Origin of the sequence: Psychrobacter immobilis (assembly GCF_904846225.1) — a bacterium.
Lineage (GTDB): Bacteria > Pseudomonadota > Gammaproteobacteria > Pseudomonadales > Moraxellaceae > Psychrobacter > Psychrobacter immobilis_F.
Map to the genome: position 1 here is coordinate 22,136 of NZ_CAJGZJ010000014.1, position 23,840 is coordinate 45,975.

The window sequence follows — 23,840 nt, forward strand, 5'->3', positions numbered from 1 at the left end:
CGCCTCTGTCTGCGCAGGCATAGCAAGCAAGAAAAATTTGTCGCCGTCATACAGTAGAGTGTCTTATATCCATTTTATTTAATATCGACTATGACGATAGTAATCGTTATTAATATAAAACCATCAAACGCAAAAAAGCCAGATAACAAGTATCTGGCTTTTTTATACTAGGTTAGTTGGTTAAATTAGAAGCTTCGATTGAAAGCCTTTATTAACCATTAACAATAGCGTTATTACGAGTTGTTACCACGGTTGCCGCCGTTTGAACGACCTTGGCCACGGCTGTCAGAACGACCTGCTGGACGACCTTGGCTGCCACTTGGACGACCGCGACCAGTTGCTGCACGCTCACCGCGTGGAACACCAGTGCTATCACCACGGCTTGGGCCACCAGTGCGCTTGCCTTGATACGGCTTGCCACCTGAACGCTCATTTGGCTTGCCTGACGCGTCACGTGGTTTGCCTTGATAACCGCTGTCATTGCTGGCGCGTTGACCAGTAGGTGCGCTGTCGCTTGAACGACCACGAGCATTAGCAGGATTGCCTTGATAGCCACCACCCGCGCGACCACGGCCTTGACCATTACCGCCGCCATTAGAACGACCGCGACCACGGCCACGACCATTGCCTTTATTTTCGCTAGGAACATAAGTCTTCTTAGGCTCCATGCCTTCGATGATACATACTTCCATTTTACGATCTAAATAACGGTTGATAGCATTTAGCTGTGGACGATCATCCATGCTACATAAGCTGATAGCGATACCAGTACGACCAGCACGACCACAACGACCGATACGATGGACGTAGTCTTCCGTTTGACGCGGTAAGTCATAGTTGATGACATGTGAGATAGCTGGTATATCTAGGCCACGAGCGGCAACATCTGTAGCTACTAGGATTTTAACTTTACCATTACGCAAGTCTTGCACGATACGGTTACGCTTGCTTTGTGGCAAATCACCATGTAAGAAGCTTGCTTTATGACCCGCTTCTTGTAGCTGTTTGGCCAGTTTTTCAGTGCTACGTTTGGTAGCAGCGAAGATAATGATTTGTTCCATATCTTGCTGGCAAACGATTTTGTCAAGCAAACGGTTTTTGTGATCAAAATCATCACAGTAGTACACTTTTTCTTCGATGTGTGCTGATTCAACTTTGATTGATACACGCTCAGGGTTCTTTGTGAAGCTTGCAGCGATTTTGCCTACTGGGCCATCCCAAGTTGCTGAACACATAATCGTTTGACGATCAGTCGGTGCTGCACGTAGGATATCACTGATATCATCAGCAAAACCCATGTCTAGCATACGGTCAGCTTCGTCAAGTACCAAGACTTCTAGGCTTGATAGATCAACGCGACCTGCATTGATATGGTCAAGTAGACGACCAGGCGTTGCAACGATAACTTGCACGCCTTTTTTCAGAGCAGTAATCTGACCATTGTATGGAGCGCCGCCAACTAATGGCACGCAAAATAGACCGCGCATATCTTTAGAGTATGTACGCACGCTGTCATGTACTTGCTGAGCAAGTTCACGCGTTGGCGTCAAAATAAGCGCTTTAGTCAGTTTGTCAAAGCTAGTCGCACGGCTCAAACGATCCAATACTGGAATAACGAATGCTGCTGTTTTACCACTACCTGTTTGTGCAGACAATAGTAAGTCACGGCCCGCTAGAGCGAAAGGAATGGCTTGTTCTTGAATTGGTGTTGGATTGGTATAGCCACTGCGATCAAGCGCAGTAAGAATCGGCTTAGCAATGCCAAGACTCGTAAACGTGACTGTGTTCTCTTCAGTGGCGTCAGTAGCAGCCGCTTGAGTATTGGTGTCAGTGTTTGGAGTATCAGTGCTTTCGATGATGCCGTTTTCAGCGGCGATTGCAGATAAGATGTCAGTCATGGGAATCCTTGGTAAGTATAAGCTGCTGTAAATTCAGCAAGCTTGATGCATACCACTGATAACCGTTCACCACGCTGCCTTCATTGAAGAATTATCGGACCACATAAAAGTGTCGATAATCAGAGACCAAGCCAATAAAGCTTAGAGTCTCTACAATAAATGCGTTCGTGCTGTCTGACGTATTTTGGTGGTAGTGCCGAGTGTCTTATCCTTGTTTGATATAAGCGCATTATTAATACTTTGTCCAAAGCAAATAAAGGCGAACAACAACCAATCTAGACCAAATTTATAGGCTAGTAGATAAGATATGAGTCAAAAATAACGGATATTTCTATAAAATGTTATTTGAGTACACAAAATCATCGGCAACAATTACTTATGGTCATCCTAGACCCAAAATCGCAGGCGATGTTATCAATCTCATAATTCACGAAAGCCTAAGCTAACGTGGCGACGCAGTATAGCATAATAAAAAACTATCTGTACCTATTTTTTTAATTACTGTAAAAATAAGCCTGATATTGTGAATAATGACCGCTGTAAATAGGTGACTTAATGAGTCAGTTATTCACAGCTATTGCGCCACTTTCACCTCAGTGACATAGGTTGGTAGTTGCCATGCGCCGCCCACTTCTATTAAGCGGCATAGTCCAGTCGTGCTTTCATGGCTCTTTTCAAATGCTTTGCCTGTCCATACCCATTCTTCTTTGGCTAAGCAATCACCAATACCTCGACCTCTTTGTACAGAAGTGATTCGGCCTTTATCGTAGCCTGTCGCGCTGGTGGTTACCAAGTTTGGTTTATAAGGCTTGCTATCATTGATGACCCATGCACCTGTGCCTACATTATAAGCCCCTGTCCAACATTCATGCTGTACTAGAAGTTGCGTACCATTGAGGCGATTGACAAGCCAAGGCGATTTATCTGATAAATTGGGGCAATCATCATCGACATTACTCATACTGCTTTTCATCAATGCGGTTAGCTGAGAAGCCCGCATAACAAACTTCTTTTTATTACTAGAGACCACTTTTGGATCAGGCATTACAAATCGTAGGATGGGCGCCGCCTTAGGTAGCCGTACGCTACTATTGGGCTTAGAGACGCTATCCTTATCAATAAAGGCGCTTGGCGTCCCTACTCGGCCTTGAGCTTCGTCGGCTTTTAGCATAACGGCACTAGCCCCTTTATCAGAGAGCTGCCAGCGGGAGTTACGCAGTACCAGCTCAATTTTACTTGATTTGGGCAGAGCATCTAGTAGCGCCGTTATTTGTGTGGCAGTTAGTTCGGCGTCGCCTGAAGAAGCTGAAAACATTTTGGTTTCGCCATAATCTTTATCATTGATAAACAATGACATACGGTGACGATCACCCAGTTTCATTAACGCTTTAGACGAGCTTTCTTTAGCACCGCCAATCTTTACTTTTCCCTCCACGCCAGCATTTGCACCTGCGCGGCGTACGAGTAATATCGATACAGGGAATTCGCTATCATTTTCTGATTGATAGCCTGCCAACCGACAAGTCAGGGTGTTATCACAGGCAACCTGCCAGTCTTGACTAACAAATTCGACACCTGAACTTGCCATACTTGCTGTGCTAAATAAAGCCATACTTATTGCAGCAAATGTCGATAATAGTATTTTAGGTTTAATCATTAATAGTGGTATCTTTTTTATTTTTTTAGAGTTGATGGTTCGGCAAGTCATGTAATAGGACTTTAAGTATCCATAAATAGGTATAAATTGACGGTCTTGAGTGGTAACGGTACTGGCAAAACCTGAGCCAGCATTCCTTACTGGTAAGGATAAATTTTTTAGCTTACGGTTATGAGCTTTCATAGCTTTTACTCTTTAATAAAAGTTACTCTTTAATAGAAAGGGTATAAACACCTGTCTATTCCGATAGCGCACTACCATCTTAACGCATTGATGTTTCTATTTGTTGTACTAAAGTGATATTTTGTAAATAAATCAGATGGATCTTTACTCTAATAGGTCATATACAGAATAGCAATGAATTTAATAAAAATAAGGCCGACAAGCGAATATCTTCTCTTGTCGGCCTTATTTTTATACCTGTTTACTAACAATCGTTTTTTAGTCGATTGGTTTTAAATGCAAGTCTACCGCACGTTTGACAGCTGGACGTTCAGCAATTTGTATCGCCCAACGTTTTACATTTTTGTAGTCGTCTACTTGCAAGAATTCTGCTGCATCGTATAGTTTGCCAAGTACCAATTGCCCATACCACGCCCAAATAATCATATCAGCAATATTGTAATCTTCTTCATTATTGCCGCACATGTATTCATTGTCTTTTAGATGAATATCGAGCACATCAAGCTGACGTTTGGTCTCCATCGTATAGCGGTTGATCGGATATTCTAGCGGTTCAGGGGCGTAAGCATAAAAATGTCCAAAGCCGCCGCCTAAGAAAGGCGCACTTCCCATCTGCCACATAATCCAAGACAGACAATCAGCCCGCGCTTTCCCTGCTGATAGTGGTATAAATTTGCCAAACTTTTCTGCTAAGTACATCAAAATAGCGCCTGACTCAAAAATAGCAATGGGCTCATCGGTCTCGCTATTTTTAGCGTCAGCGTTTGACGCACTATTAGAGTGATCAACCAAGGCTGGAATTTTTGAGTTGGGATTTATTGCCACAAATCCTGAACCAAACTGGTCGCCTTTAGAGATGTCAATTTTATAAGCATCGTACTCAGCGCCTTTAACACCAAGCTCAGCCAATTCCTCTAACAGTATATTTGCCTTGACACCATTTGGCGTATTCAAAGAATACAGCTGTAAAGGCGCGTCACCGACTGGTAGCTCTTTCTCATAACGTGCGCCAGCGGTTGGGCGATTGATGCCTGAGAACTTACCACCGTTGTCTTTATCTTGTACCCAAACCTTTGGTGGTACATAGGCGCTGTTTTGTTCATTATTATCGTTGCTAGATTTATTATTATCTTGACTCATAACATAACCTCAATTTATTTTTTTTGATTCACATTTATAATGTTAGTGATAACGCTACTAACACCACTTATATTCTTTGAATGAAATCGTTGCTGAGGGTTTACTATAACGAGAACTGACCCCTATGTTAAAGCCCTCTCTTGTAATCAATGTTATCACACAGCGTTTCGTTGTTTGATGGCGTTGGCTTTGAAGGATCAAACACACCCTATTATGATTCATTCTTTTTTATACGACTGAGCTCCTATTGCGGCTCAGTCGTATACGCTATTTTTGCTTATTTTATGATGAAATATCTAATGAGATTTACATGGTAACGCTAACCCCAACACAAGATAAATATCTACCCTACGTGCTAGCGGTGGCGCTATTTATGCAAATCTTAGACGCCACTATTTTGAACACAGCACTGCCACAAATGGCACAAGCGCTCGGTGAGTCGCCACTTAAAATGCAGTGGGCGGTCATCAGCTATGCGTTAACCTTGGCCATTTTTATTCCAATTAGCGGGTTTTTAGCAGACAAATATGGCACACGTCGTGTGTTCTTATCGGCGATTGTGATTTTTTGCATTGGCTCATTACTCTGCGCTATTTCTCCCAATTTAGACTTCTTAATTGGCTCACGTATCGTACAGGGTATGGGCGGCGCGATGATGACGCCTGTTGCCCGTTTGATCTTGGTCAAATCTTACCCACGCAATAAGCTCTTGACGGTGATGAATTTTGCCGTTATTCCGGCATTGATTGCGCCTTTAGTGGGTCCGTTATTGGGTGGTTATTTAGTAGAGTATGCCAGCTGGCACTGGATATTTTTGATTAATATTCCAATGGGAATAGCTGGGTTTATACTGGGTAAAAAACTTGTGCCTGCATTATTTGAGGATACCAAACGTCTAGATTGGATAGGATTTGGCTTATTTGGCAGCGCCGCTTTTGGATTTACTTTAGCCGTTGAGTTTGGTTCAAAAACAGGGAATGAGTTATATGGTTTATTGCTTGCTCTCATTGCCACAGTGCTAGTCGGTGCTTATATTTGGCATGCCAAGCAACGGAAAGCCGCGTTATTTCCTTTAAGCTTATTTGGCGTACGCACCTTTCGAATCGGCATTGTCGGTAACCTATCGACGAGATTTGGCATTAGTGCCGTACCTTTTTTATTACCGCTATTGCTACAAGTGGTTTTTGAGTACTCACCTTCGCAGGCGGGTTGGTTGCTCACGCCCATTGCTGTTGGTGCGTTAGGAATGAAGCCATTTGTTAGTAAGATCATTCAGCGTTACAGCTACCGTAAAGTGTTGGTTTATAATACTTCATTATTGGGTATCTCTATTATTGTATTGGCGCAGTTCAATAATCCTTCGCAATGGCTATGGTTTGTGCCTGTATTAGTCCTCATGGGTGCCTGTAACTCGATGCAGTTTAGCGCGATGAATACCATTACAATCGGCGATCTACAAGGCACACAGACCAGCAGTGGCAATAGTTTGATGGCAGTCAACCAGCAGCTCGCTATTAGCTTCGGTATTGCTTTTGGCGCCGCCCTACTAAATCTATTACGTGACCGTCTACAAGTAGATACTCTGACGGCATTTCATTTTACCTACTGGACACTTGGCATTCTTACCATACTATCGGGTCTACATTTCTTGCGTTTGAAACCTGAAGATGGACGTGGGCTTTATTGATTATTGATGACTTAAAAATTTCAAATTCACAAAATCTGGGTGTAAAAAAGCCAGCGGTTCATTTATTTATCTAATATCTAAATAAATGAACCGCTGGCAAGTTTAAATCACATTACTGACAATCACATCATTAAGCGATTAAGGTGCGTCATCATCATTGATTTGTGATTGGATGTATCGCTCTACGCCTATGCTTTCAATCAAGTCTTCTTGTGTTTCTAGCCAATCTTGATATTCTTCATTGCCATCTTTTAAGGTGACCAATAAATGACGAGAAACATAGTCAGATTGTGTCTCACATAATGTAATAGCATCGGTGATAATAGCGAATTTTTGCTTTTCTAAGCGTAGATTACAGTCAATAATCTCTGGTACATCTTCGCCTACCATCACTTTGCCCAGTTCTTGCAAGTTTGGCAATCCGCCTAACAATAGAACACGAGCAATCAGCTCATCTGACCACTTCATTTCAGCGATAGATTGTTTGTACAACGAATCATTAAGTGATTCTAATCCCCAATGACGGGCGATACGTGCATGCAAAAAATACTGATTGATCGCAATTAACGACTGTCCCAGTACCTTATTTAGCGCGCGAATGACTTCTTTATCCCCTTTCATTATCTCTCTCCTTACGTATTTATTATTTAAGCGACATCGTATTACTATTCATATCTATCGTGATATTAAATAAGGTTAGGAGTGACTTCAGCCATTTGGCTTTGTAGATAATTGGGCAGACCAATCATAGTGATAAGGCGCAACTGTTGCTCAAGCCAATGAGCATGATCTTCTTCGGTGTCTTTTAGCTGTACAACTAACATCTCACGAGTGACATAGTCATGCTCTGCTTCACAAAGAGCGATACCGTCTTTTAAATGCTGCTGTACTTGATACTCTAAATCAAGATCCAGTTGCAACATTTCAGGGACAGTAGTTCCGATATGAATGGCATCGACGGTCATTTTAGGCGTGCCGCTCAGCATCAAAATACGGCGAATGATCGCTTGGGCGTGCAAGGTTTCATCTTGCATCTCATGATTAATGCGGTCATATAATTTGCCATAATGCCACTCAGCATACATTTCTGAATGTATAAAGTACTGATCACGAGCAGCAAGCTCACCACCTAATAAAAAGTTCAAATAATCGATGACTTTTTGGCTACCTATCATAACTTATGCTCCCCTATTTAGATTTTACAGATTGCTATACTTTCATCATTAACCATATTATGGTCATAATGTCAGTAAACTGACGATTAAAAATCAGAATCGATAAAATGTCTTACTACATTAGACAAAGATAGTAGCATATAGGCACTTGTATGGCTTGTAATGTTAAGAACTAAGAATAAGATGCTAGTTGAGAATCATAATTAGCTAGCATCATTATCGCCTAACGCTATGGATTACAATACTCAATATAAGAAGATAAGGCAAAGTAATTTTGTTAGAGTCTATCAGAGACTGTTATCTAAGCAGCGCGACTTATCCTTTAAGCATAATAAGCGAAGGATAAGGGCAAAATATGGAAGGTGTAGTACTGAATGGAGAGGCGTTTAAGTGGTCAGAAGTAGAAAATCTATAAGCCGATAATAATCAAACAGCATACGCTAAATCATCTAATTTGGCATGGTGTTCGTCTAGGTAATCATTGACCATAGGCTCACAGCAGCCGCAGCAAGTCGCAACATCGAGGGTAGCTTTTAGACCATCAAGCGTATCAATACCTGAAGCAATCGCGGCTTTGATTTGCTTTTCTTTTACGTCGTTACAGATACATACGTACATAGACTGGCTCCTCTGAATATCACTATTCAATAACTGCTTTTTACTGCTTGTGAATGTAAAGCGGCGATAATGAGAGTCATTGGTTTGTTATCTTCCTTAGCTAACCACTCAATATCGTGCTTATTGCTGTACGTATAATAACGATAATTATTATCATTTGCAATAGTATTTGACTATTATTTATTCATAAAATATCGTTACATTACAGACAGATAATTAATGTAAGTGAATGTGGATATATATGTGACTGAATGGTATGAAAGGTATTAAATTGGCGACGAACTGTAATTTAGCTCATTTTTTAATCGATTTTGTAGATAACTGCTGTTATATTGACTGCTTATTAATAAAGCTTCATTGGAATTACTCTATGTCTGATAATAATTTTGCGATACGACCCATTGAGTTATTTAAAGTATTATCTGATCCTACCCGTTTAAAAATATTTCAAATTCTTTTCAAAAAAGAAGCACGCTGTGTCGGTGAGCTGGTAGAAATACTGGATCAGCCACAACCAACGATATCGCGTCATTTGAATCATTTAAAGAAACTGGGTATTTTAAGCTGTGTCCGTGATGGCACATGGATGTGGTATGAAGTAGCAGGTGATTTACCAGAATGGTGTAAAGATATTTTAGATATCACCTATCAGCAAATATCAACCAAAGAGATTGATATGCCAAAATCTGCTTAACTTCTAATATTGATATCCTCCATTGATATCGAATCAGACATAGCTTGATGCATAAAAAAGACCTATCATTATATAGGTCTTTTTTATTGTCGTAAGTAGGATTATAACGAGAAACATGGTTATACCAAGTCTAAGAAATCACTGATAAAGGCATTGGCTGGTTGGTGTATCAGCTCCTCTGATGTCCCTACCTGCTCTACTCGTCCTTGGTTCATTACGACAATCTCATCAGACACTGCACGTGCTTCTTCTTGATCATGCGTCACCATAATGCTGGTAATACCCAATTCATGATGAATGTTCTTTAGCCAAGTGCGCAGCTCTTTACGCACTTTGGCATCTAACGCGCCAAAAGGCTCATCAAGTAGCAACAATTTTGGCTTGACGGCAAGTGCTCGTGCCAGCGCAATCCGCTGACGCTGCCCGCCTGACAATTGGTGCGGATAAGCATTGGCGACTTGTGGCAATTGGACGAGGTCTAATAGCTCTGCCACGCGCTTATTAATATCGGCCTTGCTGGGTCGCTCGTTTTTTGGCAAAAGCGTCAGCCCAAATGCGACATTATCCGCGATGTTTTTATGCCGAAACAGCGCATAATGCTGGAACATAAAACCAATATGGCGTTTTTGCACAGGCGTATCAGTCACATCCAGATCATCAAACAATATTTGTCCAGCGTCGGCATATTCTAAACCTGCAATAATACGTAGCAAAGTGGTTTTGCCACAGCCCGACGGCCCCAAAAGCGTGGTCAATTTACCAGTTGGTACGGTGATATTGATATTGTCTAACGCAGTAAAATCACCAAATTTTTTATTAACGTTGCGAATCTCGATGCTCATAGTGATATCTCTTATTGTCTCTTTTGGCGTATCGTGGCAGCTTGCTTTAACGACGACTAATTGCTTAATTATTAAATGAGTAATGGCTTAAGCCCTACTACTGACTCAAATACTACGGCTCATCTTGACTGGTAGGAGACGTTGCATTGGCACTCACTGGCAGCTCAGGCGCACTTGCCAACCGCTCGGACTTAGCAAACTTACGCTCTTGTAGCTTTGTCATGACCTGCTGAATCAGTAAGGTTACTAGTGCTAGCGCAGCAAGTAAGCTCGATAAGGCAAAAGCGGCGGTAAAGTTATAATCGTTATAAGCAATCTCAACCAATAACGGCATGGTGTTGGTCTCACCGCGAATGTGACCTGATACCACGCTCACCGCACCAAACTCGCCCATCGCCCGTGCATTGGTCAAAATCAAACCATAAAGCAGCGCCCATTTAATGTTTGGTAAAGTCACATGCCAAAAAGTCTGCCAACCTGAAGCGCCCAAGGTCAGAGCCGCTTGTTCCTCACTGTCGCCTTGGGTCTGCATGAGTGGAATCAGCTCACGTGCCACGAATGGGAAAGTGACAAATAGCGTCGCCAAAACAATACCCGGTACCGCATAAATAACTTGGAAGCCCATGCTTTCAAGCCAGCCGCCAATAGTGGAATTGAGTCCAAATAACAAGACAAACATCAAGCCTGCAACAACAGGTGACACGGAAAATGGCAAATCGAGCAAGGTGGTGACCAGCTGCTTACCTTTGAACTGATAACGCGTGACCAACCATGCAATGGCAATGCCCATAATCATGTTAATTGGCAAGACGATAGCAGCCGTAATCAATGTAAGCTTGATGGCTTCTAATGCCTCTGGATCGACAAGCGAGGCAACATAAAGCTGCCAGCCGCCTTTGAAGGCCTCGTAAAATACGGCAAGCAATGGCACGACCAACATGATAACCATAAACAATACAGCGATGACGATAAAGGTACGGCGTATCCATGGCGTATCTTTGGTTGCTGGGTTGCTTTGGTAGTCATAACTATTGGATATTTGCATGTTAGCGAGCTCCTACGCGGCGCGACAGCTTCCACTGTACAATGTTGATCGTCAATAAAATGACAAATGAGATCAGAAGCATAAATAACGCGACAGCAGAGGCACCTTGAACATCAAATTGCTCCAGCTTACTGATAATAATGAGCGGTAAAATCTCAGACTGCATCGGAATATTACCCGCGATAAAAATTACCGAGCCATACTCGCCAGTCGCACGCGCAAACATCATGCCTGCACCCATCAATAACGCGGGTAGCAGCTCTGGCAAAATAATCTTACGAAACGTGGTTAAGCGATTGGCGCCCAATACCGCTGACGCTTCTTCAAACTCAACCGATAACTCTGCTAATACAGGCTGAACGGCGCGGACAATAAAAGGGAAACTCACTACCACTAAGGCGAGCCAAATCCCTATAGGCGTAAAAGCGACCTGAATATCAAACTTTGCGAACCATTGCCCAATTAAACCGTTAGGGGCATAGAGAGTGGCAAGCGAGATACCTGTGACGGCGGTTGGCAAAGCAAATGGTAGATCAACTAAGGCATTGATCAATGACTTACCCCAAAACTCATAACGCACGAGTACCCATGCAACCAGCGTACCAAACACCATATTGGTGAGCATGGCTAAAAATGACATCCACAAGCTCAACTTGATAGCAGCGGTGACTTGCGGCTGTGTAATGGTCTCCCAAAAGCCAGTCCAGCCCATTTGTGTTGTGGTATAGGCCATCATGGCAAACGGCAGTACCACCAATAAAGATAAGCTAAAGACAGTAATACCCATGCTCAGGCCAAACCCAGGCATCACATTGCGTTGACGCAAGCGTTTCAGCCACCCTTTTTTAGCAAGGGGTTTGCTGGCAGAAGAAGATGTTGCACTCATAGTGATGTCCTATTGCCGAACTGATGGTACTTATCGTAAGACCATGTTGTATCAAGTTTATGATTGGTTCGTCTATTTCATAAAGAGCCATGTTATAAAGGACATAGCGCAGAACGCCATGTCCTTTATGGGTGTTTTCATGACTTACTGCATGACGTTAACTGGTAGCGCAGTAGTTTTGCTTAGACCATGATTACTGCGGTGCGTTGATGGCTAGCTGGTCGAACACGCCGCCATCGCTGAAGTAGGTGCTCATGATCTCATCCCATGACCCAAAAGCATCATTCGGACGGAAAGTATCAATTGGCGGTAATTTGTCACCGTTTTTGTCCAGAACACTTTTGACACTAGGACGTAAGTACAGATCGGCCGCTAACTGCTGAGCAGGCTCGCTCCATAAGTAATCAAGATAGGCTTTTGCGGCCGCCGTTGTGCCTTTTTTGTCAGCCACTGACTTTACAATCGCCACTGGGCTTTCTGACTTGATAGAGTATTTTGGATAAACAATATCTACTTTACCGGCACCAAAATCAGTCGCGGCAAGGTTGGCTTCGTTCTCAAAAGTCACCAAGACATCACCGATACCACGCTGAACGAAAGTGGTCGTAGCGGCACGCCCACCACTTTCATAGACTTTGACGTTTTTGAGCATATCTTTCACATAAACTTTGGCAGGGGCTTCTTCGTTATTAAAAGCATGAAGACCATAACCTAATGCACCTAAAAACGCATAACGACCATTGCCCGTCACTTTTGGATTGGCCATGACAATTTCAACACCGTCTTTGGTCAAATCTTCCCAATCGTTGATGCCTTTTGGATTGCCTTTACGCACCAAAAATACAATCGTGCTGGTAAATGGCACGGCATTGTCTGGGAATTTACTTTCCCAATCTGCTTCAACCAAACCCTTTTTCTCAAGTAACTCAATGTCAGAGCCTTGATTCATGGTTGCAACATCCGCCTGCAGACCATTGGCAACAGACAATGCTTGTTTGCTTGAGCCACCATGTGACTGTTTGATTGAGATATTGCTGTCTGGATGTTCGGTTTTATAATGCTCAACGAATAGCGGGTTGTAGTCTTTATAAAAGTCGCGTGCCACATCATAAGAAACGTTCAGTAGCTCGATATCTTGCTTTTCTGTGGTTGAGGCAGTGCCATCAGCACTCGCCGTCGTCTCTGCCTGATCGCTATTACTACAGCCAACAAGACCCAAGGTTAATGCAACGCCTGCGATGCTAAAGACGTTAAGTGTTTTGCTTTTTTGTTGATAACGCGCGGCGTCTGTCATAAAACCCTCAAAGGTATCGGTTAAGTAATAGTAGTATGCTAACAGCGCCACCTTATTATGTTTAATGATGAATATGCGTATGTTATTGCCAAAAAGGAATAATGATTATTGACTTTCGCTAAACCATAGATCATTTATCCTAAAATTGCTATTTGGTAATTCAATTAATCATTCCATGTTATATTTTTCGACTATAATCGACTTATAAAATAATTCTATATATACAGGGAAATAATGAATGAATTTAGAGAAGTCAGCCGCCAGCGATCTAACTCAGCCACCACCATTGCCACTACCTTTAACACCTGAAACCCCTATATTTTACGTGGTTGCTAAAAAGAAGTTTTTCATCTTGTTTATAGTTACTTTTAGCTTTTACAGTTATTACTGGTTTTGGAAACAGTGGAACATACGGCGAAAAGCCACTGGCGAAAAAATGTGGCCTATAGCACGAGCAATTTTTGCTATATTTTTTGTTTATAGCTTATTTGAAGAAATAGAACTAGCTGCCAACAAGGTGACAAGCACTGCTAATCCGCGATTACATATCGCTGCTGTGGTATATATTATTGGGGAAGTTTTATTTAAGTTGTTGGACAAGATCTCTCCAATTGCGATCGTATATTTGGCATCTACTATATTGCTGGTTGGTGTCATGACATTCAGCACATGGCAGGCACAATCTCAGGCGAATATCGCAAGTTTAGATGCCAAAGGCAAAAGTAATAGCGGCTTGACTCCTTTGAATTACATTTGGATAGCACTTGGTACATTACTGTGGTTGCTCATTATAGTCGGAACATTCATTGAACCATTCACTGAGATCTAAAGTTTACTTGCCAGCTGATCAAAACGCCCGCCATCTACAAAGAATGTGTCCATAATTTGTGGCCAAGAGCCAAAGACGGTGACAGGATCAAAGGTATTGATGTCAGGTAAGGTGTCTTTGTGGGCCGCCAGAACTTGCTCATTGTTAGGACGCATGTACATCTGCGCCATTAGCTCCTGTGCTGGCGTCTCCCATAAACCTTTTAGATAAGCATTGGCAGCCTCAGTCTTGCCTGCTTTATCAGTGACCGCAGTCACTACGGCAACGGGATTGTTAATCAATACAGAATAGCTGGGGTAGACGATATCGACTTGACCTTTGGCAAATTGCTTGGCAGCCAAATGGGCTTCGTTTTCGGTCGTAATCAGCACATCGCCTAGGCCACGCTGGGTAAAGCTGGTTGTCGCGGCACGCGCACCATTGTCATAAGTGACCACATTTGCCAGTAGCTTCTTCATAAAGTCATCGGTTTTGGCATGGCTTTGCGGGGTTTCTTTGAATTGGTGCAGCCCATAGCCGTAAGCACCCAAAAATGCATAGCGCGCTGTGCCGCTGGTTTTTGGGTTTGGTGTGACGATATCAATGTCATTGCGGGCTAAGTCTGACCAATCTTTGATGTTTTTTGGATTACCATTACGTACCAATAGCACCATCGTACTGGTATAGGGCACAGCGTTATTTGGTAAAGCTTGCTGCCAGTTAGTAGCCACCAAGCCTTTTTCGACCAACAGATTCATATCACTTTCTTGGTTAAAGGTCACCACATCGGCTTGCAAGCCATTAGCAACGGACAATGCCTGTTTACTTGAGCCGCCATGCGACTGTTTGACGTCTACTGTACTGTTCGGATTATTTTTCTGATAGTCTTCACTGAACATCTCGTTATAGTCTTTATAAAAATCACGCGACACATCATAAGAGACATTTAATAGGCTGATGTTTTTTTGGTCACCCGCAGTCGTCGACGCGCCCTGTGTTTTGGCCTCATTTGAGCCACAGCCTGTCACAAGCAGGGTCGCTGCCATGACACCACTTATAGTGAGCATGCGCGCTGGCATGCCTTTGTTAGCGCTAAGACGTTGAGGACTCCGGACGTTGCCGCGATGAGATAAGGACTGAATACTTTTTTGAGTAATTTTTTTAGTGATGGATTGCATAAATATTCTCGATAACGTTAACAGAACCAATTTTTCAAAATATCGATAAGGGTATAAAACCGATAACGCTTTGATTGCGGCTCTATGGATAATGAAAACCATGCTAGCAGTTTGTTTGAAAAAGGTTTAATGACGAATCAGCTTATCGAGTGATGAACTTGGCATAAGTAATTTTATTGATTGTTTATGCAGCCTCATAATAACTAAAGATTTTTGAGATGAAAAAGTTCAAGTTATTCAGGTGCAATAGCAAGTCCTCTGTTAATAATGAATTGATCCATTAGATAATTAGATAATAAAAAAAAGGATCAGATAATAAATCTGACCCCTTTTATCATTTCTTAATGTCTTATTCTTTAATAATAAGACATATAGCACATTATTTATACAGCAGAAGCGCCAGTGAGCTTGACCTCAGCACGTTCTTCTTTAGCGATACCTGCGTAGTAATCACGTAAAATCTCTAATACTTCTGGACGGCTAAAGTTCTCTGGCACCTCTTCATCTTCTGACAGTGCTTTACGCAGTTTCGTACCAGAAACTTTGACATGCTCAGAGGCATCATGCGGACAGGTTTTGTCAGAGGCCATGGCATTACAAGCATTACACCAAAACGTCCAGCCAATTTTTAGAGGTTGGGTAATCAAATCGTCTTTACCGACCTGCTCAAAAATAGTTTGCGCATCAAAGGCACCATAATAGTCACCAACGCCCGCATGATCACGACCAACAATCAGATGGCTACAACCATAGTTCTGACGGAATACGGCATGCAATAGCGCCTCACGTGGTCCAGCATAACGCATGTCTAATGGATAACCAGCCTGAATAACCGTGTCTTTTCTAAAGTAATTATCAATTAAGGTTTTGATGGCTTCTTGGCGCACTTCTGCTGGAATGTCACCTGGTTTTAACGCGCCTAGCAATGAATGAATCAATACGCCGTCACAAATCTCGATGGCAATCTTAGCCAAGTATTCATGCGAGCGGTGCATCGGGTTACGAGTTTGGAAGGCAGCGACCGTTTTCCAGCCATTCGCATCTAAGATCGCGCGCGTTTCAGCCGGTGTTTTGTAGATTTCTGGGTATAGGGTTGGGAACTCACCTTCACTCAATACCTCAACACTGCCTGCGACATTGACATCATCTTGGCTCAATACTTGTTGAACGCCTGGATGTTCCGAATCTGTCGTCGTGAATACCTGCTGACACTCATGCGCTTTATCAATGGTATAGGTTTCTTGAACCGTCAGGATACCCATTATTTCGCCATCTTGTGCCACCAAGGCGACTTTATCACCTTGATTTAGACTATCGGCGGTCGCTTTTGGCGCAGACAAAGTGATGGGAATCGGCCAGAACAAGCCAGCGTTGTCTCCACTTTGCAAGCGCATGTTATCAACTACGCCCTGCCAATCGGCTTGACTCATAAAGCCATTCAATGGCGTGAAGCCGCCAATACCAAACATAATCAAATCACCGCGCTCACGTGAGCTTAGGGTAATGGTGGGCAATGTGCTGGCAAGTTTCAGCGCTTGAGTGCGGGCATCGCCATTTAATAATAGTGGCTTAAGCGCAGCGCTGCCATGTGGCGGAACGAGTTTTGATGTGGTCTGAGTCATAGGAATGTTAAAACCTTAATAAAGGAAAAATAAGAGATAACGCAAGAAGAAGCTAAAAGCCGAAGAGAATGTGCCAATAATCAGACGTTAAATTTGATAAGCATAGGCTACCTAACTTTCTTTATGAAAATTTATGCTGTGTTTGGATATGGATATGTCTGAAAGGAATTTATGTTTATGGAGGCAAGCTTATATGATGGTAAGCTGAATTATTCATAATGCGATTGGCAATAAAACCTATTACACACGCAAATCATTTTCGTCGCTGCCTTTAAGCTTAAAAACAAAACTGAGATTACGTCATGTATCAATATAATTACGCTGACCAGACTTTGGTAGAGGAACGAGTTGCTCAATTTCGCGACCAAACCGAGCGATTTTTGGCAGGCGAGCTGCCAGAAGAGCAGTTTTTGCCACTGCGTTTGCAAAACGGTCTTTATATCCAGCGTTATGCGCCGATGTTGCGCATTGCGATTCCTTACGGTCTTTTTGCGACTTATCAATTACGCAAATTGGCAGAAATTACCCGTAAATATGACAAAGGTTACGGACATTTCACCACTCGTACCAACATTCAGCTAAATTGGCCAAAACTTGAAGAAGTGCCAGACATTTTGGCAGAGCTGGCCTCGGTACAGATGCACTCTATCCAAACGTCTGGCAACTGTATTCGTAATACCACGACCGATCCTTATGCTGGCATTCACCAAGAAGAGATTGCCGATCCGCGCCCTTATTGCGAAATTATTCGCCAGTGGTCAACCTTTCATCCTGAATTTGCTTTTTTGCCGCGTAAATTTAAGATCGCTGTGGTTGGTACTGCCAATGACCGCGCCGCGACACAAGTACATGATGTCGGCCTACATGTAAAAACCAATGAGGAAGGTGAGCTTGGTTTTGAGGTGTTGGTTGGTGGTGGATTGGGACGTACGCCAGTGATTGGTAAAGTAATCAATGAGTTTTTGCCACGTAAGCACCTGCTTAGCTACTTAGATGCTATTTTGCGCATCTATAACTTACATGGTCGCCGCGATAATAAGTTCAAAGCACGCATCAAGATATTGGTTGAGAGCATGGGCGGCCCAGCCTTTGCCAAGTTGGTCGATGCCGAGTGGCAAGCGCATACCAAAGACGGCGCGCTAACCCTAACCGATGCCAATTTTGCGACTGCCAGTAGCTTTTTCACTGAGCCTGACTACGCGGCTTTTGATGCGCTACAAGTTCAGTCAGAGCTACAAAAAACGCTTGAGAGCGATAAAGATTTTACCAATTGGTATACCCAAAACACTGTGGCACACAAAGTTGCCGGTTATCGCGCTGTGGTCATTTCTTTAAAAGCGGGTGTGGTAGACGGTCGCTACGTGCCATCAGGCGATCTTAGCGAATCACAGATGGATGCACTTGCTGATCTGGCCGATAAATACAGCTTTAGTGAATTGCGTGGTACCTATCAGCAGAATTTGGTATTTGCAGATGTGCAAACCAATCATTTGTATGAGCTGTGGCAACAACTGTCTAAGTTGCATTTAGCCCGCGCCAATATTAATACGCTAACAGACATGATCGTTTGCCCTGGTTGGGACTATTGCTCACTTGCCAATGCCACAACCCATAATATCGCTGAGCAAATCGAAAAACAGTTTAATGATCTCGATTACCTATATGACTTGGGTGAGATTCGCCTCAATATGTCGGGCTGTATGAATGCCTGTGCCCATCATCATACGGGCGATATCGGTATCCTTGGCGTCGATAAAAAGGGCGAGCACTGGTATCAAATAAGTCTTGGTGGCAATTCCAGCAATGATGCCAAAATTGGTAAAATATTGGGCAAAGCAGTGCCCGCGACAGATGTGGCTATTACGCTACAAAAAATATTAGACGTCTATATAGAGCAGCGCGTGAGCAATGATCATGACGTAGAACGCTTCGCTGACTTGGTCGATCGTGTTGGCATCGCACCTTTTAAGGAGAAGGTCTATGGGTAATCATCATGTGTTAGACAGCGATGGTATCGATATCAGTCAAAACGACACATGGTTGGCGCTTAGCACCGACGAGCTACCGGATGGTATTGCTTTATCACATATATCGCTAGTTGAATTACTACAGAAACAAGAAAAGCTCGAGATCGTACTGCCGTTTACTGATTTGCTCGATAATAAAGGCAAAATCGCTGGCGGGTTATTACAACAGTTACGTGAATTAGTGCACCAACATACCAGCCGTGTTGGTGTTTGGGTCACGTCTGATAGCGATACGGATGTATTGGTTGGTGTGCCAGAGTTTTTATTACAGCAAGAACTGATCGTGATTCATGTCCCTGTTTTTACCGATGGTCGCGGATTCAGTTACGCTCAAACTCTACGTCAAATCGGTTATCAAGGCGAGATTCGTATGGCGGGCAAGTTTGGCCGTGATCAAATTGCTTATTTGCTACGTGCGGGCGTCGATAGCTTTGTGCTTAGTGAGCACGATATGCAATCTATCTCTGATATCAGTCAAGCATTTAATGCGCTTGCTAGCAGTTATGATGGCCGAAATGCCGCCGCGTTACCGATGTTTTCGGGCGCTTAACTTTATTCCCCCTCTTATTTTAATTTAGCTATTTTTATATTAATAACCATTAAGGAACGTACCATGAGCCAATTACACCCAAATCTAGATATCGATCAAGCCAACCAAGAGCTACAAGGCAAGTCGCCAGAAGAAATCGTGGCATGGGCATTAACTCAAGCGGAAAACCCAATCATCACGACCAATTTCCGTCCTTACGAGTCAGCGATATTGCATTTGGTTGCCAAACAACGTCCTGACATCACGGTATTGTGGGTTGATTCAGGCTACAACACCGATGCGACGTATCAATTTGCCAATAAGGTCATCCGTGATTTGAACTTAAATGTTGTCACGTATATTCCTAAGCAAACAGCCGCTTATCGTGATGCGACCATGAACGGTATCCCAGGTATCGATAATCCGCAGCATGACGAATTCACGGATCAAGTAAAGCTTGAGCCGTTCCGTCGTGCCTTAACTGAGCTAAAGCCTGATGTGTGGTTCAACGCTATTCGTAAAGATCAAACAGAGTTCCGTCAAGGTCTAGACGTGCTTAGCTTATCAAAAGATGGTGTGTTAAAAGTTGCGCCATTATTTGAAAAAACAGACGCCGATCTAGATGTCTATCTTGAAGAGCAAAGCTTGCCAAATGAATTTGACTACTTTGATCCAACCAAAGTAGAAGAAAGCCGTGAGTGTGGTTTGCATACCCAGTTGTAGACAAACACCGCGTAAGAGATAGTTTTAAGAAAAAAGAAGCGATGATTTTAATGTCATCGCTTCTTTTTTGTGTTTATTATAGTATTTGATACGGCAACGTTATACGGTTTGCGTCAAATACAGGCCTTTTACTTTTCATCAATATTTATTGAGCAATAGCGCATTATTAGGTGGTAAATTGCCTCTTTAACGCTTTTATGCCATTTTTTAACGTTTTTTTTACTTTTTATCGTATAACATTGAGTTATTCTATGGCTTGCTGTCGAGATCTGCCCGTCATTAGGCCCAGCCCTTAAAGCTAAATCACGAATGCTTTTGTTGCATTCATTACTATGGATATCTGTTATGCCCTCTAAAAAAAAGATCGATTCACTCTACGAAAAGCTTCATGATAAATTACCGGCAGTCGGTAAGGTAGCCTCATTTTTGACAGGCGCTGGTGTCCTCACTGCCAATAGCGTGGCTGTTGGTTTGCCCATCTGGACTTTTGGCGCGGTGAAAGTATTAACGGGCTCAAAACGCGCTGATGACGCACTAATTGAGATCACTAAATACTGGATTAATAGTAATAATGCCGTTATTGATCATGCGCTACCCCACAAAGACTGGCGTATTACCCTGCCTGAAGACCTTAGCGAGGACAAACAATATCTGCTGGTGAGTAATCATCAGTCTTGGGTCGATACCAGTATCGTGCAATATATCAGCCAAGACACACTACCTTTAACGCGTTTCTTTACCAAGTTTAACTTGATCTACATTCCGGTCATTGGTCAAGCGTTTTACTTCTTAGACTTTCCCATGATTAAGCGATTTTCTCCCAAAGCGATGGCGAAAAACTCAGAACTTAAGAATAAAAATTTGATTGAAGCCAAGCGCGCGTGTCGTCAATTAAAAAACAAACCCTTTGCCCTACTCAACTATTTGGAAGGCACGCGTTTCACTTCAGAAAAGCACGACAAGCAAGAATCCCCTTATCAGCATTTACTAAAACCGCGAGCTGGCGGTTTGTCATTAGCGATCAATGCATTAGGCGCTCAGTTGGATTCTGTTTTAGACATCACGATTGTGTATCCAGATGGCACGCCGGATTATGATGATTTGTGGAAAGGTAATATTCGTCGTTTGGGCGTTGATGTGACTCGTTTGAAGATTCCTGATGAATTATTTGCGGCAATTATGGATGGCGGTTATGACCGCGATGAAGCCACCAAAAAAATGATGTTTGATTGGTTGGAAGATATCTGGCAACAGAAAGATGCCCGTATTACTAAGATGTTGAGCGAATTCGAGTAAGCTTTAAGCAGACGGTTAAATATCGTTTATTGTTTTTTCCACCTCGATGGTGTACTCTTTTTTAAATACAGACAATTAGGGCACCATCAATAATATATTTTCATAATTAACAAATATTTATCCACCAATTATCCAGTCTCTCTATTCCCTTTCTCACCAAAAATCACTATTATCATGACAAAAACGAATATGCTAATGCCAATTCACTACGTGAGAGTACCTCTGCAATCCCTCATAATGACGGCATCTCTTCAATAAAATCAATAAATGGTGACGCTATGAACACCTTCCCGCTATTTTTTAAACTAGAAGACCGCAAAGTGCTTATCGTGGGTGGCGGTGAAGTGGCACTACGTAAAGCCGACTTGCTCAGTCGCGCAGGCGCTTGTATTACCATCCTTGCGCCAAATATCAGCGATGAGATACAAGAATTATTAAGCCCTACCAAATACGAAGCCAAGCATGAATTGGTTTATGAAAATTATAATAAAACCTATATGTCAGGCGCTCGCGTCATTATCGCTGCGACTGATGATGAGACGCTGAATCATCAAATTCATGCCGATGCCACCGCGCTGAATATTCCTGTAAACGTCGTCGATACCCCGCATTTATGTGATTTTATTTTTCCGGCGATTATAGATCGCAATCCAATCGTGATTGGCATCTCATCCAATGGCAAAGCGCCAGTGCTCGCCCGTCTATTGCGTGCCCGTCTTGAAACCTTGATTCCACAAGGCTACGGAAAATTGGCCAAGCTGGCAGGTGATTTCCGCGCTGAAGTCAAAACCAAAATACCTACGCTCACCGGACGTCGGCAGTTTTGGGAGCGTGCATTTGAAGGCCAAGTAAGTCAGCTGATGTTTGCTGGTAATGAAAAAGAAGCGGCCGCGCAACTGCAAGCCGATTTAGATAGTACCGCAGCCGCTATCAATAAAAAAACGATAGCAGCTCTAGCGTCTGCCTCCGTCATCTTAGACGAGACAACAGAAGCGCAAACGGCTGTAGGTGAAGTTTATATCGTAGGTGCAGGTCCAGGTGATCCAGAATTGCTCACGTTTAAAGCGCTGCGTTTGATGCAACAAGCAGATATTGTCTACTATGATGCGCTGGTATCACCGCAAGTGTTAGATCTATGCCGCCGTGATGCCGACAAGGTATTCGTTGGTAAAAAACGCAACAACCATGCCGTAGCACAGCTCGGTATCAATGAATTATTGGTCAATAGTGCCAAAGAAGGTCGACGTGTGGTGCGACTAAAAGGCGGCGATCCCTTTATTTTTGGACGCGGCGGCGAAGAAATTGAAAGTCTGCGCGCCCACAGTATTCCGTATCAGGTCGTACCCGGTATCACGGCGGCCAATGCAGCGGCAAGCTATGCAGGTATTCCTCTGACTCATCGTGACCATTCGCAATCAGTGCGTTTTGTCACTGGATTTTTAAAGGCAGGTGCGCCTAATAACGACTTTAAAAGCTTTTTAAATATCGATGAGACCGTCGTATTTTATATGGGTCTTTATTCGCTGGCACGCTTGACCGAAGGCTTAATTGACGCAGGACGCAGTAGCGATACTCCAATTGCTATCATATCAAATGCTAGTATGGCCAATCAGCAAGTATTGACTGGCACACTTGCAACCATTGTTGCCAAACAAGAGCAAGCACAATTACCAACGCCTGCCCTACTTATCATGGGCAATGTAGTCAGCTTACATCACGATTTGTCTTGGTATAATCAGGATAATCAAAACAGTGATACCAGCGCGGATAACTGGTTACGTGAAGGCTCCTTTGCTACCAATAAAAATACAAAACCGTCTGCACGCCAGCAAGCACATGCGCTATCGATGGTCGCTAATTTGGCTGAACAATAGCGCTCTGAGAGTCTAGTGCCATTAGCGATTGATTAAAATATCATGAAAATCAAAACCACACAGATAGATTATCTAGTGTGGTTTTTTATGGCTTAAAATAGTTATGTTATTTTATAGTCAGCTGAAAATAAAATCGTTATACGAGCTTAAATGCGCTATTGGTATACATTTTCCTTACTTGCTACTATCACAGAGGCTGCGCAAAATTCATTCCAGTCGCGCTGTGTTCTTCTTATAGTGCATCGACTATACTTAAAATCATAAAATATAAAGTTGACTTAAGTTGTATAAAAAGTGCTATCATTTTTATAAATATTATGGTTTTTCATCAATAGCATTTATTAAATTTAAGGAGAATGAGCATGACATTCACTAAGACATTATTAGCATTGTCATTTTTATCTTTATTATTCATCATGCCAGTCCAAGCCCAAACTTGCAAGGTGACTGATCCAACAGGAAGTCAGCTTAATGTACGCAGTAGTGCCGCGGGCAAAGTGACAGGAAAGTTGAGTAATGGCAAAGTCGTCTATATCACAGATCTAGATTATGACGATAAAGGCAAGCCATGGGTTTTAATTTTTGATGCCAAAAACGATAATTATATTGGTTGGGTTTTTAGAGAATTTGTCAGCTGTTATTGATAATACCTGCCCCAGCAAAT

General features: G+C 42.8%; 21 protein-coding genes. 9 read left to right on the plus strand and 12 right to left on the minus strand.

Annotated elements, in window-relative coordinates; all coding sequences use genetic code 11:
* Positions 1 to 233 precede the first annotated feature (233 nt).
* The 3 genes from JMX48_RS09985 to yghU form a co-directional block, all read right to left on the minus strand.
* Positions 234 to 1,898, minus strand: a complete 1,665-nt coding sequence (locus JMX48_RS09985; RefSeq protein WP_201537286.1) for a DEAD/DEAH box helicase — start codon at positions 1,896 to 1,898, stop codon at positions 234 to 236.
* 574 nt (positions 1,899 to 2,472) lie between these two features.
* The gene (locus JMX48_RS09990) at positions 2,473 to 3,738 is read right to left on the minus strand and encodes a DUF1176 domain-containing protein (RefSeq protein WP_227687976.1); all 1,266 of its coding nucleotides are present in this window, start codon (positions 3,736 to 3,738) and stop codon (positions 2,473 to 2,475) included.
* A 258-nt stretch (positions 3,739 to 3,996) separates the two neighbouring features.
* On the minus strand, positions 3,997 to 4,878 hold the full coding sequence (yghU, locus tag JMX48_RS09995) for a glutathione-dependent disulfide-bond oxidoreductase (RefSeq protein WP_201537288.1): 882 nt from the start codon (positions 4,876 to 4,878) through the stop codon (positions 3,997 to 3,999).
* 310 nt (positions 4,879 to 5,188) lie between these two features.
* Between yghU and JMX48_RS10000 the strand changes: the two genes are divergently transcribed.
* The gene (locus tag JMX48_RS10000; RefSeq protein ID WP_201537290.1) at positions 5,189 to 6,565 is read left to right on the plus strand and encodes a DHA2 family efflux MFS transporter permease subunit; all 1,377 of its coding nucleotides are present in this window, start codon (positions 5,189 to 5,191) and stop codon (positions 6,563 to 6,565) included.
* A 138-nt stretch (positions 6,566 to 6,703) separates the two neighbouring features.
* Here JMX48_RS10000 and bfr (JMX48_RS10005) read toward each other — a convergent pair whose 3' ends face one another.
* The 3 genes from bfr (JMX48_RS10005) to JMX48_RS10015 form a co-directional block, all read right to left on the minus strand.
* Entirely contained in the window at positions 6,704 to 7,186 is a 483-nt protein-coding gene (gene bfr, locus JMX48_RS10005) for a bacterioferritin (RefSeq protein ID WP_201537292.1), read from the minus strand.
* A gap of 65 nt (positions 7,187 to 7,251) precedes the next feature.
* The gene (gene bfr / locus JMX48_RS10010; protein ID WP_201537295.1) at positions 7,252 to 7,740 is read right to left on the minus strand and encodes a bacterioferritin; all 489 of its coding nucleotides are present in this window, start codon (positions 7,738 to 7,740) and stop codon (positions 7,252 to 7,254) included.
* Between the two features lie 426 nt (positions 7,741 to 8,166).
* On the minus strand, positions 8,167 to 8,358 hold the full coding sequence (locus JMX48_RS10015; protein WP_201537298.1) for a bacterioferritin-associated ferredoxin: 192 nt from the start codon (positions 8,356 to 8,358) through the stop codon (positions 8,167 to 8,169).
* 370 nt (positions 8,359 to 8,728) lie between these two features.
* On the opposite strand from JMX48_RS10015, the gene JMX48_RS10020 reads away from it, so the two are divergent.
* Entirely contained in the window at positions 8,729 to 9,052 is a 324-nt protein-coding gene (locus tag JMX48_RS10020; protein WP_201537301.1) for an ArsR/SmtB family transcription factor, read from the plus strand.
* 119 nt (positions 9,053 to 9,171) lie between these two features.
* Here JMX48_RS10020 and JMX48_RS10025 read toward each other — a convergent pair whose 3' ends face one another.
* From JMX48_RS10025 to JMX48_RS10040, 4 genes are all read right to left on the minus strand, one after another.
* The gene (locus JMX48_RS10025; RefSeq protein ID WP_201537304.1) at positions 9,172 to 9,894 is read right to left on the minus strand and encodes a sulfate/molybdate ABC transporter ATP-binding protein; all 723 of its coding nucleotides are present in this window, start codon (positions 9,892 to 9,894) and stop codon (positions 9,172 to 9,174) included.
* A gap of 112 nt (positions 9,895 to 10,006) precedes the next feature.
* Positions 10,007 to 10,939 carry a sulfate ABC transporter permease subunit CysW gene (gene cysW, locus JMX48_RS10030; RefSeq protein WP_201537308.1) on the minus strand — a complete coding sequence of 311 codons (933 nt, stop codon included), beginning with the start codon at positions 10,937 to 10,939 and terminating at the stop codon, positions 10,007 to 10,009.
* 1 nt (position 10,940) lies between these two features.
* Entirely contained in the window at positions 10,941 to 11,825 is an 885-nt protein-coding gene (cysT, locus tag JMX48_RS10035; RefSeq protein WP_201537310.1) for a sulfate ABC transporter permease subunit CysT, read from the minus strand.
* Between the two features lie 193 nt (positions 11,826 to 12,018).
* Positions 12,019 to 13,119 (minus strand): sulfate ABC transporter substrate-binding protein, encoded by a 1,101-nt coding sequence (locus tag JMX48_RS10040; protein ID WP_201537313.1) that lies wholly within the window; start codon positions 13,117 to 13,119, stop codon positions 12,019 to 12,021.
* A 238-nt stretch (positions 13,120 to 13,357) separates the two neighbouring features.
* Here JMX48_RS10040 and JMX48_RS10045 point away from each other — a divergent pair, with 238 nt between their 5' ends.
* Positions 13,358 to 13,948, plus strand: a complete 591-nt coding sequence (locus tag JMX48_RS10045) for a hypothetical protein (RefSeq protein WP_201537316.1) — start codon at positions 13,358 to 13,360, stop codon at positions 13,946 to 13,948.
* Here the strand turns inward: JMX48_RS10045 and JMX48_RS10050 are convergent.
* A complete protein-coding gene (locus JMX48_RS10050) occupies positions 13,945 to 15,006 on the minus strand; it encodes a sulfate ABC transporter substrate-binding protein (protein ID WP_227687978.1) in 1,062 nt (353 codons plus the stop codon). The genes JMX48_RS10045 and JMX48_RS10050 overlap by 4 nt on opposite strands.
* Before the next feature lie 482 nt (positions 15,007 to 15,488).
* Complete coding sequence (gene sat / locus JMX48_RS10055) at positions 15,489 to 16,727, minus strand: sulfate adenylyltransferase (RefSeq protein WP_201537322.1); 1,239 nt, start codon at positions 16,725 to 16,727, stop codon at positions 15,489 to 15,491.
* Between the two features lie 302 nt (positions 16,728 to 17,029).
* Here sat and JMX48_RS10060 point away from each other — a divergent pair, with 302 nt between their 5' ends.
* The 6 genes from JMX48_RS10060 (at position 17,030) to JMX48_RS10085 (ending at position 23,820) form a co-directional block, all read left to right on the plus strand.
* On the plus strand, positions 17,030 to 18,715 hold the full coding sequence (locus JMX48_RS10060) for a nitrite/sulfite reductase (RefSeq protein WP_201537325.1): 1,686 nt from the start codon (positions 17,030 to 17,032) through the stop codon (positions 18,713 to 18,715).
* Positions 18,708 to 19,304: a DUF934 domain-containing protein gene (locus JMX48_RS10065; RefSeq protein ID WP_201537328.1), complete on the plus strand. Its 597-nt coding sequence runs from the start codon at positions 18,708 to 18,710 to the stop codon at positions 19,302 to 19,304. Before JMX48_RS10060 ends, JMX48_RS10065 begins: the two co-directional genes overlap by 8 nt.
* 63 nt (positions 19,305 to 19,367) lie before the next feature.
* Positions 19,368 to 20,006, plus strand: a complete 639-nt coding sequence (locus JMX48_RS10070) for a phosphoadenosine phosphosulfate reductase family protein (protein ID WP_201537331.1) — start codon at positions 19,368 to 19,370, stop codon at positions 20,004 to 20,006.
* Positions 20,007 to 20,351: 345 nt separating this feature from the next.
* The gene (locus tag JMX48_RS10075; RefSeq protein ID WP_201537334.1) at positions 20,352 to 21,302 is read left to right on the plus strand and encodes an acetyltransferase; all 951 of its coding nucleotides are present in this window, start codon (positions 20,352 to 20,354) and stop codon (positions 21,300 to 21,302) included.
* A gap of 278 nt (positions 21,303 to 21,580) precedes the next feature.
* A complete protein-coding gene (gene cysG, locus JMX48_RS10080) occupies positions 21,581 to 23,176 on the plus strand; it encodes a siroheme synthase CysG (RefSeq protein WP_201537337.1) in 1,596 nt (531 codons plus the stop codon).
* A gap of 362 nt (positions 23,177 to 23,538) precedes the next feature.
* Entirely contained in the window at positions 23,539 to 23,820 is a 282-nt protein-coding gene (locus JMX48_RS10085) for an SH3 domain-containing protein (RefSeq protein ID WP_201537340.1), read from the plus strand.
* Positions 23,821 to 23,840 lie beyond the last annotated feature (20 nt).